Below are 19,789 nucleotides of genomic sequence, written 5' to 3' on the forward strand. Positions count from 1 at the left end.
CCGGACCAACCGGACCAACGGGACCAACGGGACCGACCGGACCAACCGGACCGACGGGACCAACCGGGCCAACCGGACCGACAGGACCAACGGGACCAACAGGACCAACCGGACCAACGGGACCGACCGGACCAACCGGACCAACCGGACCAACCGGACCACCGGGATTACCAGGACCTGGTGCAATAATTCCATTTGCTTCGGGCTCCCCAGTAGAATTGACTAATGTTCTAGGTGGAGCAATTCAAACTGGAGGTCTTATTGGATTCGGGAGTTCTATTGATAGCGTTTCTATTGCTGGAGCTTCTATTACTCTAGGTGTCCTGGGCGTTCTTGACTTCGCATTTGTAGTTCCTCGTGACGGAATAGTGACATCAATATCTGCATTCTTTAGTGCTACAGTGGGAGTAATATTTAGTGAAGATGTAACTGTTAGAGCACAATTATGGACGAGTACTACTGCGGGTGTACCTGATCCAAATAGCAGCACCTTTACTCCAATAGCAGGCGCTTTTGTAGATTTAGTACCAGACTATGACCCAACTGTAGTCCTTGGAGATAATGCATTTGGTACTGCTAGTCCAATTTCAATTCCAGTAAGTACAGGAGATAAACTAATAATGGTGTTTTCTTTAGTAGGCTCAGATAGTATTACTCTCGATTCCCTTACAGGTTTTGCAAGTGCAGGTATTGTAATTAGCTAGACACAGATTAGCAACATTCTTTCTATAGCAACTGGGAAGGATTACTTTTAAGTAATTCTTCCTTTTTGTGTATTTCGCCGATTTGATTTATTAGTTAAAGGTTCAGATAAAAAGTCCTTCATTCATTTTGATTTTTATGAACAGGTTTCATATTCCATATCGATTTTTACTGTCTTTATAAATGACCGAATAGTCCTTTATTTGATAACTTCAAAGTGTAAAAGGAAACGCTATTGAATGCATATAATCGTATTCTGAGTATTATTTAAAACGCCCGTAAGTTTACGGTAAAATGTCGGGTTTTATTAACTCTGTACCGAAAATCTTAATTTCTGAATAGCATGGCGTAGAACCTTTTTTAGCTCCTGCACGTTAATTTGCAGCTCGGAAGATTAAATTCAAAAGACCTACAGTGTTGAACGTGTAATACGTATCTGAAAAGTTTGTGATTAGTTATCGTAACGGGTGACTGAGCGACAATTCATTTTAAGCATCTAAGTTAGCCTGTTATTGATTTTAACGTGTTTTGTAATTTTATTTTTTCAGAAAACTTTACGTTAAAGTCTGTCGGTTTATTTCTTTTTAAAAAAGGCATTTATGAGAATTTCTCATATATTATGATTACAAAATTTTATCTTAGAGGTGTAATGATGGTTTCAATAAGTCTTTGCATGATTGTGAAAAATGAAGAGGAAGTTTTAGAGCAATGTTTAAATAGCGTTTTCCACTTATGTGATGAAATAATAATTGTAGATACGGGGTCAACTGATAAAACGAAGGAGATTGCTGAAAAATTCACGGATAAAATTTATGATTTTAAATGGATTGACGATTTTTCTGCAGCAAGAAACTTTGCTTTTAGTAAGGCTAATATGGACTATATCCTATGGTTAGATGCTGATGATGTGCTACGAGAAGAAGATCAAAAGAAATTAGAAGCTTTAAAATTAAGTTTGGATCCAAGTGTTGATGCTGTTTCTATGAATTACATTTTAGAATTTGATGAATATGGGAACCCATCGTTCTATTTTAGAAGAAATCGCCTTGTTAAGCGAATCAATAACTTTAAATGGATTGGCCCCGTGCATGAATACCTTGAAGTGAGTGGTAACATATTTTCATCAGACATAGCAGTGGTGCATCGAAAAAGCGATAAAGCAGGTAGTGATCAATCTGTAGGAAGAAACCTTAGGATTTATGAAAAACGGATTAAAGCAGGCGAGGATTTTAGTCCACGTGACTTATATTATTATGCCAATGAATTAAAAGATAACAATCAATATAAAAAGGCAATTATTTATTATAGGGAGTTCTTAGCAACCAAGAAAGGTTGGATAGAAGATAATATTAGAGCCTGTCTTTATATGGCAGAATCCTACGCCATTTTAGGTGATAAAGACAAAGAGGTGGAAATTCTCCTGAAATCTTTTACTTATGATGTCCCACGATCTGAAAGCTGTTGCCGATTAGGAGATCATTTCAAAGCCAAAAAGGATTTTCAAACTGCCGTTTTCTGGTACAATACAGCGGTTCTAAATAAGCCGCAAACACCACAAGGCTTTCATAATGAATCATATTCTACTTGGTATCCTCATTTGAGCCTTTGCGTTTGTCATTGGGAATTGGGAAATGTGGAAAAATCTATTGAACATAATGAAATAGTAGAGGAATTTCGTCCGAATGATCCACAAGTGCTATTTAATAAACGTTTTTTCGAAGACTATCTTAGTAAGAATAAAACTTAGACTATAACCCCAGACTTCATAGTCGCTTAGAAAGTATTTTTAATTTTGGAAATTTGTTAAGTAGTTTGTTTTGATTATTAGCAAATTAATTTAAGTTTTTCTAAAGGGGATTTTTTCATTGACGTATTCATTATCTAACGAAAAGTGGGAGTACTTACTCAGACTTGGATATCCTGGCCAGTGGGATATAAATTCCTTTGCATCAGAAGCGATGTATAAAGGTGGAGAAGCAATTGTTAAAAGTAAATTATCGAAAAATCAATATTTACCTTACAATCTTGAAGAAATTATAGATGAAGGGATCAAAAGTTTATCAAAAGACCTTATCAAATTACAAACAGCTAGCGAAGTGGAAAAACAACTTTTACAGTCATTGAAAAATAAACAAGGGTTTAGTGTGATACGGCTGGGCGATGGGGAAATCCTTGCGTTAGCGCATGACATTTTAGTCACTTCAGAAGAAATTAACAAAAACATCCATTTAAAGGGTATGGGGGGATTTACAGTTCCGAATCACGAAAGAAGAGACTTGTTAGCAAAAAACCTATTAGAGGCAAATATAGTTGGTATTCCGGAAGCAAGATATCCGACTTATCAGAGGCTATTTAATCAAGTCGCAATGGAATACCGTCTCCCTTTACAAAAAATGAATTTAACAAATTCTCTAATCAATTATCGCCTTAATGAAGAAACCACATTTATTCACAATGCATTAAGTAATTCTAGGGTGTTGCTCATTGGTAACCGTTCTAAAGATGGAAAGGATTTTTACAATAAGCAGGGGTATAAATCCATTGTAGGGACGGTTTTAGTTGCTGGAATAAACTCCGTTGAAAAAGTTATGCAAGAAGTGCAAAAATATGAATTTGATATTGCCTTTGTCTCTGCTGGAGTGGCGGCTAATTTAATTTGTGTGCAAATTGCAAAACAGAACAAGGTGGCACTTGATTTTGGACATTTACTAGATTGGTATCTCTCAGGACGCAGGGTAATCAGGAAGAAATAAATGGTTTATAACCACTACACTTAATGCTTTTTTCAACGATTTTTGCACTCTTGATGAGAGGTGTTTTTTATGATTAGTGTTATTTTACCAGTATACAATGGTGGGAAATTTCTAAAGGAAACGATTTATAGTATATTACGTCAAACGGAAGAAAATCTAGAGTTAATTATTGTAAATGACGGATCTACTGATAATAGTGAAGAACTCATAATGTCATTTAAGGATGAGCGAATACGGTATTTTAAGCAAGAAAATAAGGGAGTAGCTGCCGCGTTTAATACAGGATTATTAAATGCAGAAGGAGATTTTGTTACATTTCATGGTGCAGATGACATTTCTCTCCCACATCGCTTTGAACGAATGTTAGAGATACTTTGTCATGAAGACATTGGCTTTGCTCATTCTGATATGTTACTAATAACGGAAAATGGATCACCTTTTGGTTACTGGCAGTCGAGCAATATTTTACCGGATGATATTTATTCCTTTTTCCTAAATGTCGGTACTCCATTCAACAATCCAACTATTTTATTTAAAAAAGAAACAGTAAGAGATATCCTATATGATGAAACAATTAAAGTGGGTTCTGACACTGATTTTATCTTGAAGGTAGCAAGAGGAAAATGGGTATCTTATATTATTCCAGAGCCATTGTATATATATAGAAGACATCAGACAAATGTAACCAATCAAAATGATTATGAAGTACTATCAAGGCATGTAAAATTGAATATTTGTAATGAGGATTTGAAAAATTTGACCGAAGCAGATTGGAATCATGAAACAGACGATCAAAACTTATTAGCTGCTAAATTGATTGCGGGTGTTGCTCTCTCCAGAAGATGGATGATGAATGAAGCTTATAATCTTTTTCATGAGGCAATCCCATTAATTAAAAATCAAAGAGAACGAGTCTTCTATGAAGGTATGAAGGGTCTTGTCGAAAGAGATTATCAACGAGCTGTTAATCACTTTAGTAAGATAGAGAATCGAAATCATTTAGATGAAAATTACCTAGGTGAAGGATTGCTATTTTTGAAACAATACAATCAAGCCTATAAACATTTTTTAAAGGCATTAGAGATATATCCTCAGTATCAATCTCCAGTTCAAAATATTAAAGCTATAGGTATGTTAAAAGGGCATACTGTAATTGATAAACGAGTTAATAAATATAAATAAATCCCTTGAACTAGGAAGTTATTTCGTTTCCGACTGTTTGAACGTATAAGATATTCTGGGTATGAGATGGCTCGAAACGCCAAATAAAAGTGAGCGTAGCAATCTTGGTAACCATGTCTAACTGGAGTTCATATATTGTTGTGAAGGAAACCTTAGTTTTAAGGAGGTGTATCAATGCAAGAGAAGGTGAAAATATTAATATTAATTAAACCTTTTTGGATTAATTTTCCTAAACATAAACCGAAATTCGAAACAATAATAGCAATTCAGAAACATGCGGAAGTGAGATATTGGTACAGGGATGGAAACATTAAAGATATTATTAACAAATTAAATTTTAATCCGGATTTTATCCTTCATTATGATGTTGCTTGGGGGTATGCGTATTCTCCAAACATTACTGGGCTGGGGCAAGTTAACATTCCAAAAGGATGTATAGTCATTGATATTCATTATTTTCCGGAAATAAGAAAGCAGTACTTTGAAAAAAACAATATAGATAGGATTTTTTCCCTGACGAAGTCCCCATTTGAGAAAACTTTTCCCGATTATAAAGAAAAGGTTAGGTGGTGGCCCTTCTCAATTAACCCATGCATCTTTAAAGATTGGGAGTTAAATAAGGAAATTAATTTCTTACTTATGGGCCAGGTGTATGACAGAATGGGCAAAAGTCTTAACAAAACAAAAACTCCTAAAGGAAGATATCCTTTCCGGGAAGAAGTTTTGGTGAAAATGAGAGATTTGGAGGGGTTTGTATTCCATACACATCCTGGACATGATGCCCCTTCAGATGCCATGCTGAATGAAAAATATTCCAAAGAACTAAATCGATCTAAAATGTTCTTCACTTGTGGTGGAGTGTTTAAATATCCAGTCCTAAAATACTTTGAAGCTCCGGCCTGCAGAACACTGTTACTCGCAGAACCGGTGCATGATATATTGGAACTAGGGTTTGAAGATGGTATTAATTTTGTGGCTTGTGATCAGTCGGATTTTTACGAAAAAGCCATGTATTATCTGGAAAACGAAGAAGAACGACAAAAAATAACCGATAATGGGTACCAATTTATTCATACACATCATACAAATGATGCAAGAGCTTTGCAATTAATCAAATATATTCAGGAGTGTTTACACAACCCCTCTAATTCAGGGTGATTTCAGCTTAATAAGGTTTCGAAATGGCGATTAAGTAGGCATACCAATAATTTCATATGCGAAACGAAGAAGACGAGCTAAATACGCTCGTCTTCTTCGTATTCAATATTGTACTTTTAGTCGGATCCTTCTCGTTGTATAATTCTCATTTGAATGTATTCCATGGTTGGTTTAACTACAATGGGCAACAAATTACGGCCTTCCGCTTCCAACTTTATAATTCTGATGAGAGGTCCTTTTCTATCGAGACATCCGATTAACAGGTTTTCCAACATACACGTATTCGTTTTCCAGAATAATTGGGAATATTGAACGTATTCTATGAACTAGTTTGAAAATATGCGTACTGGCCGGGATTTCAACTATTGCTTTACAAGGATTCATTGGTTTTTGATTCGTGAAATAGAGGATAGGTTTTGATAATTTGAAAAAGGACGAGTCTTGTCAAAAATAAGAATAAGGAGGAATGTCTAAGAAAAATTGCTTTTTTCTTGAGCGGTAAAGTATTATTGAACTATTTCTCTCAATACGTATACAATTTCGTGTATTTGTTTTTTTGAAAGCTCTGGGTACATTGGAAGGGATAAAATTTCGTTTGCATATGTTTCACTCACTGGATATGTTCCTTTTGGAATTCCTAATTTCACGTAGGCCTCTGTTAAATGAATAGGGATTGGATAATGAATAGCTGTTTGAATACCGTGTTCTAACAACCTCTTTTGTACTTCATCGCGATTGTTTAAACGAACAACAAAAAGATGATATACATGTCGTGAATTTTTCCTTTCGAATGGAACAATTATATTAGAACCTTCTAAAAGCTGACAATATAAAGAAGCATTTTTTCTACGTGCCTCAGTCCACTGTTCAATATATTTCATCTTAATATTTAAAACCGCGGCTTGAATACCGTCCAAACGGCTGTTATATCCTGCTATTTTATGTTGGTATTTGTGTTTACTGCCGTGTTGACTCAATAGACGAACAATATCTGCAATTTCTTGATTGTTTGTTACGACAGCCCCACCGTCACCATAAGCGCCAAGATTTTTTCCAGGATAAAAGCTAAAGCAAGCGACGTCCCCAATTGAACCGATCCGACGGCCTTTGTATTCGGCACCGTGTGCTTGAGCTGCATCTTCGACCACTTTAAGTCCATGTTTGGCTGCGATGTCTAAAATCGGATCCATATCAGCAGATTGTCCATATAAATGCACTGCAATAATTGCTTTCGACTTTGGTGTAATGCATTTTTCAATGTTTGCGATGTCGATTGTATATGTATCAACATCATTATCAACAAACACTGGTATAGCTCCCACGGCTGAAATCGCTTCTACAGATGCAATAAAAGTATTTACTGGAACAATAACTTCATCACCAGGACCGATATTTATCGCTTTTAACGCAAGCCACAAAGCATCTGTACCATTACCTACACCAATACAATGAGAGGCATTACAATACTTTGCAAAACTTTCTTCAAATATATCTACAGCTTTTCCCCCAATAAATGCAGTATTGTTACAAATATTTTCTACAGCATTAATCACTTCATCCTTAATACTAAGATATTGAGATTTTAAATCTAAAAATGGAATAGTCACTTTCTATATGCCCCTTACAAATTTAATAACGTATCACTTTTTTCCAGCACTTTTACAACGTTCAGACCCTTTCTTCCACTAGTGAGAGGCTCTTGATTATTTAACACACAATCAGCAAAGTGCGACAGTTCAACAAATAATGCTTCTCTTAGAACTAGTTCTGGAGCGTATTCCCCTCCTTGTACGTAATTATAGGAATATTTACCATGTTCATCACATGTTAATTCTACGTGCTTATTAAACACTTTTACTTTATTTTCAGGCTCCATGTCGTCATAGACGATGTTTCCTTTTGTACCGACTACGACCATTTTTCGAATTTTTTCGGGATATAACCAGCTGTTCATAATGTATACCTTTTCTCCATTTGAGAATGTTAGATTTAGGAACGCTGTATCTACCAAATTAGGATTGACTGTTCGTTGACCATAAGCTTCTACATTGATAATTTCTCCATTCAGTAGATAACTGACAATTGAGATATCGTGGGGTGCTAAATCCCATAACACGTTGATATCTTTTTGGTATAGTCCTAAATTCAAACGATTCGAAGTAATATACAACACGTCCCCTATTTCTCCAGTATCGATAATTTCCTTCATCTTCCGTACAGCACTGGAATAAACAAATGTATGTCCAACCATTAATACAAGGTTTTTAGATTCAGCAAGTTGACATAGCTCTAAAGATGTTTTTGAACCGTCCGTTAAGGGCTTTTCAACAAATACATGTTTCCCGCTAACCAAGGCTTCTTTTGCAAAACTGTAATGTGTGCTTACAGGAGTAACAATATAGACTAAATCAATGGATGGATCTTTAATAATATCGCGATAGTTTGTCGTTGTGTTTACATATGGGAATTTTTTTTTAATACTTTCCAGTTGATTTGAATCTAAATCTGCTATATACGCTAGTTCCACATTTGGCAATGCATCTATATTACGGATTATATTAGGTCCCCAATACCCACAACCTATGACTCCCGCTCTTAACATTAAATTTTACCCCCCGATATTTGAATCTTTTCTTTCGCAATCTAAAGGTAGCTATATTTATTCATTAATATAACGAATAAACCTGGCCGGGTTACCAACGACAATAGCATTGTTAGGTACATCCTTTGTAACAACACTTCCAGCCCCTACTATTGCACCATTTCCAATGGTAACCCCAGGTAATATTGTGCTACCTGAACCGATGGAAGCTCTTTCTTTAACCGTTGTTTTTACTAGGGCCCATTCAGTTTCAGTTTGCATCGTGCCATCGGAATTTGTCGCTCTTGGAAACACGTCGTTTGTAAATATAACACCATGTCCAATAAATACCCCGTCTTCAATCTTTACACCTTCACAGAGAAAGGAGTGACTAGATATTTTGCAATTTTTTCCTATTACTACACCTTTTTGTATTTCAACAAATGCACCCACTTTGGTACCGTCTCCGATTTGGCAGCCATATGCATTTACGAAATCATAAATTTTCACATTCTCCCCAAGTTTCACATCCTGCAAGTTGTTCTTGATATCCATATAGCCCTCCCATATACGATCTAAAAAAGCATGCTACTTTTAACTGATAATATAATTCTTAAATTCAATAGCATATTCTATGGTATGAAGATAAAAAAGATATGCCTTAAGAAAAATGCACATTTATAAAAAAAAATCCGCCATTAAACGCGAGCGGATTACCTTGAATTTATTCATATATTAATTTGAATTTATTGGTCCGGTCGATCCGGTCGTTCCTCTTCGTTTTCCAGATAATACATGGCTTTTTAAAAAATTGGACTGATCACAAGCCACAAAATTAATACCATCTTCAAACCCTAGTTCCAATATATCCTGCACCGGTTCTGCGAGTAATAGTGTTCTGCAGGCCGGAGCTTCAAAGTATTTTAGGACGGATATTTGAATTTTGACCCGCAAGTAAAGAACATGTTAGCTCTATTGAACTCCTTAGAATCCTTTTACTCACAATGGAAACATTTGTACATAAAATAATGGGGGAAGTTCAATAACCATTCAAACGAAATATAAAAATAATATCAACCAAGAAGATATGCAGAAAGGATCTGACAGTATGAAAAATGTCACGATTGTAGGATTAGGTAAAATTGGATTGCCATTGGCGGCAATTTTAGCAAATAGCGGGAATTTTCATGTGTATGGAGCTGATATTAATAAATTTGTTGTAGAAACGGTGAATAAGGGTCTCTCTCCTATAAATAATGAACCAGGATTAGATAAATTGCTTGGAAAAGCCTATCAATCAAAAACCCTAGAAGCAACTACCAATACAACTGAAGCTGTAAGTAAGTCCGACGTCGTTATTGTGATTGTGCCCGTTTTAACTAAAGATAAAGGTCAAATTAACTATCAATATATCGACTCTGCTGTTGAAGAAATAGGAAAAGGCATCAAAAAGGGCACCCTTGTTATCTTTGAAACAACTTTGCCTACGGGCGATACAAGAAAACGGTTTGGCAAAAAAATAGAGCAATTATCAGGATTAACCATGGGAGATGAGTTTTATTTATCCTATAGTCCTGAAAGAGTATATTCTAATCGAATTATTCAAGATTTAACAAACTATCCAAAGGTAGTTAGCGGTTTTAACAAGGCTAGTCTAGAATTAGCTTCATCTTTTTATAAAAAAGGATTAAATTGTGAAGTTTTGCAAGTAAGCAGCTTAGAAGTTGCAGAATTTACTAAGGTTGCAGAGTGTGTCTATCGTGACGTCAACATTGCTTTAGCAAATGAATTAGCAATGTTTGCAGATCAGTTAGACGTAAACATTAAAGAAGTCATTAAAGCTGCAAATAGCGAACCTTTATCGCATCTTCATTCTCCAGGAGTGGGAGTAGGCGGTCATTGCATTCCGGTTTATCCATATTTCTTTATAAATAATGGTCTAGTAGAGGGTCTGGTAACCGAAGCGAGGAAAATCAATGACAGTATGGCGAAATATGCAGTGAAGTTAGTGGAAGAAAATATTGGTTCCTTAAAACATAGTAATATACTAATCTTAGGATTATCCTTCCGGGGAAATGTAAAAGAACCAACTAAGTCATCCACACTGTTGTTAATGGATGAATTAAAGCAAAAGGGCGCCACTGTATACGTTGATGATCCATTATTTAACTCAGATGAGATTTCATCTTATGGGGTCATCCCGTTTTCCAAAGATGTTTTAAATGACATCGACATCATCATTCTTCAGGCATTTCACGATGAATACAAAGAATTTAAATTTTCGAATTTTGTGAATTGTAAATTAGTTCTTGATGGCAGAAATGTTTTAGATGAAAATTACATTAAAAGTCTTGGTATGATGTATAAAGGAATTGGCGTGAGATAAGTCGTAAGTTATACAATCATGTTGTTTTAATCTACCATTGTACCGAAATATGAAAGGGACTGACTAACATGAACCAATGCCATCAGTATGTTTTACATTAAAATATTTTCTCATCAGCTAATGGGAATAGGTGAGTTTCATATCAGCATTGACGAAGGTAATTCTAAGACATGACTTGCAGTGATGGTTTGATGATCAAAAAATATCTTTTTCAGCTTGTAGACAAAGTTCATCAATATGGGCCAATTCTACAAGCTTTTTTTGTAATGGAAGTAACCATGTCCAGCAAAATCCAGGTCATAATTTAACAATAGAAGAAAAAACCCAACCCCCAAGTGGGAATATTTGGAAATCGGGCTTGTAGACACTCTGAAAATCCTGTGAAAAAGGTTTTTTTCAATTAGAATCTTATGTTATCAACTTTGTGACGTTAAATAGATATTCGGAGTATGAGGTTGCCTCTCCCAAAATGTGAATGGTATTGATTGAATAGTTATTTACTTTATCTTTTTCATCCAATAGATAATTCATATAGTGCAAATCAGTATAATGGGGATATTCTTGAAGAAAAGCTTTTATTTTTTTTCTTGCCTCACTTTTCCTTTGTAGACGCAGTAATGTTATGATAATCCACTTGCTATAAACTGCCTTTGTATTCAATTTATCCTCTTGTTCATAAAGATTCAGAAATTCCTCTAACGCTTTTTCATACTCCTTTTTAAAAAATGACCTGTAAGCCGGTATATCATAAAGTCTAAGTTTATTGACCGGTGTAATTGGACAATAACATTTTTCTACATAGTCATTTTCTGACTGTTTGCGGTTTGCTATTATTTCCCATTTTGCTAATTTAAGGTCACCTTCTATATCGTACACTATAGGAACTTGGATTAAATCTGCGGGTGTATTCTTCATGAATTTCAATAGTTTATTATAGTCATCTTTATTAAGAAATTGTTCGTCTGAAATGAAAAGATCCCATTCATCGATGTCGTGAATCTGCTGAACTTCATAGCTTGCTATTTTTTTATAGTAATCAAGAATGTCTAACATAATGATTTCCCATTTATAATTACTTGCTGTAACTAGACCATTTTTTATCAGATGTTCCTTTAATGATGGGTTTGAAAAGATTTCTCTTATTTGTTTGGCCATATCTTCTGGGTCATTGAGATTACAAATAAGGGCATTTTCGTTGTGCACGGCATATTCCAACGAACCCTTGTTACCCGTAGTTACAACAGGACAGCCACAAGCCATAGCTTCTAGTGGAGGTAGACAGAAACTCTCATAAATTGAACCACATACATACATTGTCGCACCTCGGTATAATCCTCCTATTAACTTTTGTGGAGGATTCACGAAGTATTTGGTTACTTTTGCTTTTCCTTCATCAGAAGGAGTGTCCGGAGTAATCCAGTATAAGTCTATTTGATGTTCATCTTTCACTTTTTCGTAAGCTTGGATGATAACATTTAAACCTTTGAAAGTCGCTGCTTCCCCTCCAACCATAAGGATATACGGATGATTCCCTGTCTCTTTTTCTCCATCTATTGAAAACACTTTCTCATCCACTGCATTAGGATATACAGTTGCCTCTCTGCCATATATCTCATTTATTAAGAGTGATGCCGGTTTAGATACGGTGTAGATATATTGCGGAATATCTAATTGTTGATGAATAAATTTTTTTAACGTTTGATTCATTGAAGAATAATCAAAAAGATGAAAATCCCCTTGTTCGAAGTAAACCACTGGCGCAATACCCGTATCAATGCAAGACTGAATATGGTCCCAATATGTTGCGACAATGACGTCACAAACTGGTATTCCTTTTGCAAGTTCTAAATCAAACGGAACTTGATTGTAAGGAACTTCAATTGGAAACCAAGTTGGCATAGGATAATGAGAAACAATGGTCACCTTGGCTCCGAGTTTTTGAAGACGGTTAGCATGTTCGAAAATTACTTTTACCCCCCCGCAAATACCCACATGTGTCATTACATATACTACATGTATTTTTTCAGAAGGTGTTCCCTTGGCCCTTAAAGTCTGTTTTCTCGCAAATGATAATCGTTCCAATCGGTTGTTAAATTCCTTAATGCGAAGTTCTTGTATCACATAAAACCTCCTAAAGATTAGGTTAATAATCAATTATGCTAAAAAGTGAAACTTATTCTTGACATTTAGTAATAAAATGGAGCAACAGGCTTGATAAAATATCTCACCCCAAGAGTCCACATCGACTTGTGGGAAAATGTAAAATATTGGTACTATCTTCCGATTTAGGAACTTTTCATATGATATTACATTATTCACAAGATTGTTTATATTGGAGGTTATCCATGAAAAATGTAGAAATAATTTTAGATGCGATTTTTACTTTCTCATTGAAGGTTCAAAAGAGAAAGAAATAATCTAAGAAATAATATAAAATGGGACGATGCTATTAATTTTTCGTTCAGGGAGGACAGCCTATGAAAAAGTTTTTTGCTTTTCAAGTGTTAATTGCATTGGTTATAGGAGCGCTTATCGGACATTTTTTTCCTGAACTTGGCCAAGCTTTAAGACCTGTTGGCGACGCTTTTATTCATCTTATTAAAATGATTGTTGTGCCTATTGTTTTCACTACAATTGTCATTGGGTCATCAGGCGGCGGAAGCATGAAAAAAATGGGTTCATTAGGACTTAAAACAATTATTTGGTTTGAATTCATTACCACGTTGATTCTAGGTATTGGTCTTTTACTTGCTAACACTTTAAAGCCAGGTGCCGGGCTTAATATGTCTCATCTTGCAAAGAATGATATCGCACCATTAAATGAGGGCGTTTCCAAAGTTGTTGATTTTAAAACGATGCTAGTTAACATCATCCCAAGCAACATTGTTGATGCGATGGCAAAAAGTGATTTATTAGCTGTTATATTCTTCGCTATATTATTTGGTGTGGCTGCTGGAGCCATTGGCAAAGCGTCAGAGCCGGCAATAAAGTTCATGGAGTCAGTCGCCAAAATTATGTTTAAACTGACACAAATGGTCATGGTAACTGCACCGATTGGTGTACTCGCTCTCATGGCAGCCTCTGTAGGTCAGTTTGGTATCGCCCTTTTAGTCCCTATGGCAAAATTAATTGGGGTCGTGTATCTTGGGCTTGCTATTGTTATTTTCGGTCTGTTTCCTTTGATCGCTTGGTTCTTAAAGATATCTTACTTTAAATTATTTCGAATGATATGGGATTTGTTCCTTATCGCATTTTCTACAACAAGTACGGAAACTATTCTTCCGCAGTTAATGAGTAGAATGGAGGCATATGGTTGTTCGAAACGTGTTGTATCTTTTGTTATTCCTTCTGGACTATCATTGAATTGTGATGGTTCGACATTGTACCTTTCAGTTTGCTCTATTTTCTTAGCACAAGCATTTGGAATCCCGATGGATTTTGGCCAACAGTTAATTTTAATGGGGGTTCTTGTTGCAACCTCAAAAGGAATTGCGGCTGTTCCATCCGGCTCGCTGGTTGTACTTTTAGCAACCGCCTCAGCAGTAGGGCTTCCTGCAGAAGGCGTCGCCATTATCGCAGGCATTGACCGTGTGCTGGATATGGCACGTACTGCCTGTAATACACCCGGACATGTTCTCGCTTGTATTGTGGTTTCAAAGTGGGAAAAAGAGTTCCGTCAGCAGGAATGGGTTAATACTCAAACTGAACAATCCAGCATTCGACAGGCATAAGAGAAAAGTTACTTATTCTCAAAGTTGAGGTGATGGTCTTCGGACCTCACCTTTTCTGCTCCGAGTTTTCAGTCGATGATTCTCACTTTTTTATTTATTGTGACAATGGTGCTTCTAAAATCTAGTTGCCCCGGTAATAAGATTTTTGCAGGCTTCAATCGGTTCAACACTTCTTACCAAGAATGTTTACAATGTGGCTGAGTTTAGCTATGTTCCAGTCGTAGGTCTGGATGTAGCCAAAGGTGAAAGTGAAGCTCATGTCTTTTTATTCATTAAACCGTTTATGCTATATACATCAACCTGCAAATCAAAAAATTCCATTATCTTGACAGTGGTTATTAACTTTGAGATAAATGTAGAAAAGATCAAAGGAAAAGCCAGTCTTCTCGTTAGAACGCAAAGGATTGCTACATGACAACATGAATCATGTACATAAGTCTTAACGAGATCAGTAAAGCTGCAAATATGCATTCTAATTAAGGATCGGGCTTTTCACCATGGCAAACCGGTACCGAAGTCCTTTGCCAGCTTCCCACTTTCTTTTCTTCTTTTTTTTCGGTTCGCTGCTCTCTCAGCTGCAGAATTGAATAATCCTTTTTCCTCATCCGTTTCTGGAATTACTTTTGGAACGAGGGTAGGCTTACCATCTTGATCAACTGCGACCATTGTTAAAAAAGAAAGTGCGCATACATTCCGTTCTCCTGATAATAAATCCTCTGCTATTACTTTTACAAATACTTCCATAGAAGTTCTGCCTGCATATGTAACAAAAGCCTCTAGACAGACGGCATGACTGACATGAATAGGGTGTAAGAAGTCTACAGAATCAGTCGAAGCTGTAACCGTATTTCTACGGGAATGGCGCATTGCGGCAATTGAAGCTACATCATCTATATAAGCCATTAGTTTTCCACCAAACAACGTTCCATGATTGTTTGTATCCGGTGGTAACACAATGCTCGTTTTTACTACAAATGAATCCCTGCATTTTTTTTGATCTATCATAAAATAACGACCTTTCTTTTTTTTTATAGGAAGTTAGCAGTTTCCTGAAATATGCATAGGGAACTATTTATCATCTTGGTATTTAATTACTTTTATATGTTCATAGGTTTTTTTAACAACCATTAATAGTTGATCATCATCCATATGGTCAGTAATTTCATTAGGTTTTTCACTTCTTTCCTCCGCCAAAAGAGCCAACTCCTTTCTCAACCACAGTATTAACGTTAGTTTTGTATTTCAATCAAATTGTAATTCCAATTGCCAAATTGTTACTTACTGCAAAGGGATGTTGCACAGTTTTCCTTTCTTAATGTATTTTTTACATCCCAGCAAGTCTTACAATTGAAGATCCTGATGGCAATCTCATTCTTATACAGATAAAAGTAGAGAAGATATTTAACGATCATATACCGTGTAGTACGAAGATGATACAGGATTTTTAAACTTTCGGTTGAATTATCTAATACGATAAACACTGAAGGAGTGAAAAAAATGATTATGTCAAAGAAGGACTATTTTGAAATGATGGAAGGCAACAGAAGATTGACTCTAAGAGCTATTGAGGCGTTTCCGGAAGACAAATTTTTTGAGTATACACCCGATGAAAAGCTTCGCCCCTTTTCCGAAATGATAAAAGAGATTGTGAATATCGAAAGCGGTTATATGCACGGTGTGGCATTGGATAAGTGGGAGTACAAGGATGTATTTGAAGGGGCAAATAAAAAGGAAGAATTTCTTCAAATCAGCCAGGAAGTTCGTGATCAAACGAGAAAGCTGTTTGAGGAAATGAATGAGGAAAGATTGAATGTGGTGATGCAAGATCCCTTCTTTGGACCGGAAATGAGCCATTTTGCACGCCTTCAATATGCATTGGAAAATGAAATTCATCATCGTGGACAGGGCTTTACATACCTTCGTCTGCTCGGAATTGAGCCTCCAGAGTTTTATGTGCGATAAGCAAGTAAGTAAACCAAACCAGAATTCAGGTTTGGTTTTTTGTTTGAATAGATGAACGGTCAAAAGGCCGGCAACAACATGGAAAGAACGGCAAGAAACATCGCGGCATCCATGAGTATTACAGGCTCCTCCTTGCTTCGCAGACGGGAAGCAAATACTTGATATCGATTTCAAATTTTGAGATAATTATTGAAGAAGCGGGTACGTTTTGTTCCCTCTTTTTCTTTTTAAATGAGAAGATATGAATACAAGCGGACGCCAAAGGGGGTTCGCTTTTTTACATAATGAAATTTTGGGGAATAGAAAAGTAAACTTATGGCCAAAGAGGAGAATCCCAATGATATTAGTTGGAGTGACCGGCTGGGGGGATCACCAGTCTTTATACACGGAAGGGACAAAATCTACCAATAAGTTAAAGTTGTACAGCGGTTATTTTCCCGTTGTGGAAGTGGATGCATCGTTTTATGCCATACAGCCGCTGAAGAATTATCAAAAATGGATTAAGGATACACCCGACCGCTTTTCATTTGTTATTAAGGCCTATCAGGGAATGACCGGACACGCCCGGGGGAAGATTCCATTTGAAACGACCAAGGAAATGTTCGACCTTTTTAAGGAGTCGATCAGGCCGGTGATGGAAGCCGGAAAGATGAAGGCGGTTCTGTTTCAGTATCCTCCATGGTTTGAATGCAACAAGGAAAGCGTTCAGATGCTCAGGTTTACGCGCGAGATGATGGAAGGAATCCCGGTAGCACTGGAATTCCGGCACCAATCCTGGTTTACGGATGAAATGAAGGATAAGACGATTGATTTTATGAGGGACGAACAATGGATCCACACCATCTGCGATGAGCCGCAGGCAGGGCAAGGTTCTGTGCCAACCGTTCTGGAACCCACGTCTTCGGATGTAACGATTATCCGGCTGCATGGGAGAAATGTACATGGATGGAACAATCATGGACAAGCTAACTGGAGAGAAGTTCGGTATCTGTACCGGTACAATGAAATTGAGCTATTGGAATGGAAACAACATGTAGAAGCGTTAGAGAAGCAGTCCAGGGAGATTGTAGTGCTGTTTAACAATAATTCCGGCGGGGATGCAGCCGATAATGCGAGACAGTTTATTGATATGCTTCATCTGGATTATGAAGGGCTTTCGCCAAGGCAGCTGGATTTGTTTTAAAGCACAGAAGCCTTGCGTTATAATCGAAATACTATACAGCTTGACCTGCCGAGTCATTGGCAGGTTCTTAAGGTTCAGGGGGCATTATGCAAAATACATTAACCATCTATCATACAAATGATATTCACAGCCATTTTGAAAGCTGGACACGTATCGTTCACCATATAAAAACGGCACAAAAAAGAATGCAGGATAAAGAAGAGTCCGTATTTTATTTTGACTGCGGTGATTTTATGGACCGGGCGAATCCGCTTACCGAGGGGACGCTGGGTCAGGGAAACACGCTTTTATTAAACCAGGCAGGAACCTTTGCAGCGACCATTGGCAACAATGAAGGGATTACACTGACTAAAGATGAACTGGATGCTCTCTATACCAAAGCGGACTTCACGGTTCTTGCTGCCAATATTTTCAACGAACAAGGGGTGCGTCCACCGTGGGCGAAAAGGTCTGAGGTTTTTACGACAAAAGATGGCCTGAAGGTTGGTGTCACTGGCGTAACCATCGCTTTTCAGGCGTTCTATGAATCTCTCGGATGGCAGGTGAAAGATCCTTTTCTTCTGTTGCCGGAGATTGTCGCTGAGTTGAAAAAGACCAGTGATATTGTCATTGTGCTTTCACATCTAGGATTGAATTTTGATGAAAGAATGGCGGAGGAAATCGAAGGGATCGATGTTATCCTGGGTGCCCATACGCATCACGTGCTTCCCCAGGGCAAGGAGATCAATGGAACACTGATCGCCCAGACCGGGAAGTTCGGCATGTATCTGGGTGAAGTTAACGTTCAATATGATACGTCTACCAAGAAAATCACATCTAAATCTGCCGTGCTGATCGATCCCTTTGATGAAGAGGAAGATCGGGAAGGGCTGCAGCTTTTAAACGAACTGATGATTAAAGGTGAGATGGAGCTGAAGCAGGAAGTTGGCACGTTAAAGAACCCTCTCCATATCTCATGGTATGAGCCTTCACCATTTGCCCAGCTGATGGCAGATGCGTTGAAAGAATGGTGCAAGACCTCTTATTCCATGATTAATTCCGGCGTCATCCTGGAAAGCCTTCCTGCAGGGCCGGTAACAAAAGGAGACCTGCACCGGATCTGTCCGCATCCGATCAATCCTTGTCTGGTGGATCTGACGGGTGATGAAATAAAGGAGATTGTGAATGCCAGTCTGAGCCAGGAAATGATTCACAGGGAAGTGAAGGGATTTGGCTTTCGAGGCAAAGTGATGGGGCGCATGGCCTTTTCTGGAATTACAGCAGAGGAAGAGCTGCTTGAAGACCGGCAGCTCCATGTAAGACGGATTGAAATGAACGGTGAACCGATCGTAGATGAAGAGGTTTACAGGGTTGCCGTGATTGACATGTTTACGTTTGGAAAGCTGTATCCTGCGATTGCTCGCAACGAGAATAAAACCTTTATGCTTCCAGAAACGCTCCGTGATTTGCTGGAATGGAAGCTTGCATCCATGATTGGGTAAAACGTGGACGCACTCTTTCTCATCTTGTACATAAAGTATAGGAGGAAAGGGGTGGAAGCGTGATTGAATTGAACCCGGTTATCATTGACGGAAACCCATTCACTGCGGTAACCGTCCAACTGCCCAAAACAAATCTGCTAGCGGTCTACAATGACAAAGGCTATATCATGTGCGGGGCTTTGGATGTTGGCCTCCTAAATGAAAAGCTCTCTGACCGCAAAATTATTGCAGGCAGAGCTGTTGGTGTGCGAACGATAGAACAGCTCATAAACGCACCGTTGGAATCCATTACAACCGAAGCTTATGCCATAGGCATAGAAGTGGGCATGTCCGGCAGGGACGCACTTTTAAAAATGGTATAAAGAAAAACTGTACTCCATTTTCGAGTACAGTTTTTTTAAATTTTATAGCGGTCTTTCATTAATTTTATCGCTATGAGGTTAAAGCACAGGACGCCTATCATGACCTGAATCCGTTTCGTATTGCTGGTAAGGATATACACAAACAAAAGATAAATGCCGCTGACAAAAAAGGCAATCTGCAAGTAATACATCCATTGTAACAGCCTTTTGAAATCCAAGGTCATCCCCCCTGTATTTCAATACCTAGTTAACTCCACTATCAGTATACCAATGATAGAGACAAAATGTGAGAAAATTTCAAAAATGTA

Annotated in this window: 18 protein-coding genes and 2 pseudogenes; 12 read left to right on the forward strand and 8 right to left on the reverse strand. The window is 37.4% G+C overall.

What is annotated here, in order from left to right; genetic code table 11:
• The first annotated feature begins 185 nt into the window (after positions 1 to 185).
• The 5 genes from DMO16_RS22375 (at position 186) to DMO16_RS22395 (ending at position 5,795) form a co-directional block, all read left to right on the forward strand.
• On the forward strand, positions 186 to 704 hold the full coding sequence (locus DMO16_RS22375; protein WP_425590081.1) for an exosporium glycoprotein BclB-related protein: 519 nt from the start codon (positions 186 to 188) through the stop codon (positions 702 to 704).
• A 650-nt stretch (positions 705 to 1,354) separates the two neighbouring features.
• Positions 1,355 to 2,449, forward strand: coding sequence for a tetratricopeptide repeat-containing glycosyltransferase family 2 protein (locus tag DMO16_RS22380; RefSeq protein WP_129480473.1), 1,095 nt, complete (start codon positions 1,355 to 1,357; stop codon positions 2,447 to 2,449).
• A gap of 118 nt (positions 2,450 to 2,567) precedes the next feature.
• On the forward strand, positions 2,568 to 3,455 hold the full coding sequence (locus DMO16_RS22385) for a GT-D fold domain-containing glycosyltransferase (RefSeq protein ID WP_129480102.1): 888 nt from the start codon (positions 2,568 to 2,570) through the stop codon (positions 3,453 to 3,455).
• Between the two features lie 69 nt (positions 3,456 to 3,524).
• Complete coding sequence (locus DMO16_RS22390; protein ID WP_129480103.1) at positions 3,525 to 4,637, forward strand: glycosyltransferase; 1,113 nt, start codon at positions 3,525 to 3,527, stop codon at positions 4,635 to 4,637.
• A gap of 174 nt (positions 4,638 to 4,811) precedes the next feature.
• Entirely contained in the window at positions 4,812 to 5,795 is a 984-nt protein-coding gene (locus tag DMO16_RS22395) for a glycosyltransferase (RefSeq protein WP_129480104.1), read from the forward strand.
• Between the two features lie 506 nt (positions 5,796 to 6,301).
• Here DMO16_RS22395 and DMO16_RS22400 read toward each other — a convergent pair.
• From DMO16_RS22400 to DMO16_RS25505, 4 genes and pseudogenes are all read right to left on the reverse strand, one after another.
• Positions 6,302 to 7,402, reverse strand: coding sequence for a DegT/DnrJ/EryC1/StrS family aminotransferase (locus DMO16_RS22400; protein ID WP_129480105.1), 1,101 nt, complete (start codon positions 7,400 to 7,402; stop codon positions 6,302 to 6,304).
• A gap of 14 nt (positions 7,403 to 7,416) precedes the next feature.
• Entirely contained in the window at positions 7,417 to 8,397 is a 981-nt protein-coding gene (locus DMO16_RS22405; RefSeq protein WP_129480106.1) for a Gfo/Idh/MocA family protein, read from the reverse strand.
• A 75-nt stretch (positions 8,398 to 8,472) separates the two neighbouring features.
• Positions 8,473 to 8,658: pseudogene (locus DMO16_RS25500) on the reverse strand (DapH/DapD/GlmU-related protein); the annotation flags it as partial.
• A 51-nt stretch (positions 8,659 to 8,709) separates the two neighbouring features.
• Positions 8,710 to 8,931, reverse strand: a pseudogene (locus tag DMO16_RS25505) (DapH/DapD/GlmU-related protein); the annotation flags it as partial.
• A gap of 553 nt (positions 8,932 to 9,484) precedes the next feature.
• On the opposite strand from DMO16_RS25505, the gene DMO16_RS22420 reads away from it, so the two are divergent.
• Positions 9,485 to 10,762, forward strand: coding sequence for a nucleotide sugar dehydrogenase (locus DMO16_RS22420; protein WP_129480108.1), 1,278 nt, complete (start codon positions 9,485 to 9,487; stop codon positions 10,760 to 10,762).
• A 408-nt stretch (positions 10,763 to 11,170) separates the two neighbouring features.
• Here DMO16_RS22420 and DMO16_RS22425 read toward each other — a convergent pair whose 3' ends face one another.
• On the reverse strand, positions 11,171 to 12,883 hold the full coding sequence (locus DMO16_RS22425; protein WP_129480109.1) for a glycosyltransferase family 4 protein: 1,713 nt from the start codon (positions 12,881 to 12,883) through the stop codon (positions 11,171 to 11,173).
• A gap of 356 nt (positions 12,884 to 13,239) precedes the next feature.
• Here DMO16_RS22425 and DMO16_RS22430 point away from each other — a divergent pair, with 356 nt between their 5' ends.
• Both DMO16_RS22430 and DMO16_RS24705 read left to right on the forward strand, forming a co-directional pair.
• Positions 13,240 to 14,493, forward strand: coding sequence for a dicarboxylate/amino acid:cation symporter (locus tag DMO16_RS22430; protein ID WP_061972210.1), 1,254 nt, complete (start codon positions 13,240 to 13,242; stop codon positions 14,491 to 14,493).
• 145 nt (positions 14,494 to 14,638) lie between these two features.
• Positions 14,639 to 14,908, forward strand: coding sequence for a hypothetical protein (locus DMO16_RS24705; protein ID WP_206738158.1), 270 nt, complete (start codon positions 14,639 to 14,641; stop codon positions 14,906 to 14,908).
• Between the two features lie 77 nt (positions 14,909 to 14,985).
• Here DMO16_RS24705 and DMO16_RS22435 read toward each other — a convergent pair whose 3' ends face one another.
• Together DMO16_RS22435 and DMO16_RS24710 are read right to left on the reverse strand one after the other, a co-directional pair.
• On the reverse strand, positions 14,986 to 15,498 hold the full coding sequence (locus tag DMO16_RS22435; RefSeq protein WP_061972214.1) for an acyl-CoA thioesterase: 513 nt from the start codon (positions 15,496 to 15,498) through the stop codon (positions 14,986 to 14,988).
• 63 nt (positions 15,499 to 15,561) lie between these two features.
• Positions 15,562 to 15,708 carry a hypothetical protein gene (locus DMO16_RS24710; RefSeq protein ID WP_206738159.1) on the reverse strand — a complete coding sequence of 49 codons (147 nt, stop codon included), beginning with the start codon at positions 15,706 to 15,708 and terminating at the stop codon, positions 15,562 to 15,564.
• A gap of 282 nt (positions 15,709 to 15,990) precedes the next feature.
• Here DMO16_RS24710 and DMO16_RS22440 point away from each other — a divergent pair, with 282 nt between their 5' ends.
• From DMO16_RS22440 to DMO16_RS22455, 4 genes are all read left to right on the forward strand, one after another.
• Positions 15,991 to 16,455, forward strand: a complete 465-nt coding sequence (locus DMO16_RS22440; protein WP_129480110.1) for a DinB family protein — start codon at positions 15,991 to 15,993, stop codon at positions 16,453 to 16,455.
• A gap of 337 nt (positions 16,456 to 16,792) precedes the next feature.
• Entirely contained in the window at positions 16,793 to 17,638 is an 846-nt protein-coding gene (locus DMO16_RS22445; RefSeq protein WP_061972218.1) for a DUF72 domain-containing protein, read from the forward strand.
• An 86-nt stretch (positions 17,639 to 17,724) separates the two neighbouring features.
• Complete coding sequence (locus DMO16_RS22450) at positions 17,725 to 19,119, forward strand: bifunctional metallophosphatase/5'-nucleotidase (protein WP_129480111.1); 1,395 nt, start codon at positions 17,725 to 17,727, stop codon at positions 19,117 to 19,119.
• A gap of 59 nt (positions 19,120 to 19,178) precedes the next feature.
• Positions 19,179 to 19,481 carry a YunC family protein gene (locus DMO16_RS22455; protein ID WP_061972220.1) on the forward strand — a complete coding sequence of 101 codons (303 nt, stop codon included), beginning with the start codon at positions 19,179 to 19,181 and terminating at the stop codon, positions 19,479 to 19,481.
• A gap of 35 nt (positions 19,482 to 19,516) precedes the next feature.
• Here the strand turns inward: DMO16_RS22455 and DMO16_RS22460 are convergent, their stop codons facing one another.
• Positions 19,517 to 19,699, reverse strand: coding sequence for a hypothetical protein (locus DMO16_RS22460; RefSeq protein WP_061972221.1), 183 nt, complete (start codon positions 19,697 to 19,699; stop codon positions 19,517 to 19,519).
• Positions 19,700 to 19,789 lie beyond the last annotated feature (90 nt).

Origin of the sequence: Fictibacillus sp. S7, from assembly GCF_004127935.1 — a bacterium.
Lineage (GTDB): Bacteria > Bacillota > Bacilli > Bacillales > Fictibacillaceae > Fictibacillus_C > Fictibacillus_C enclensis.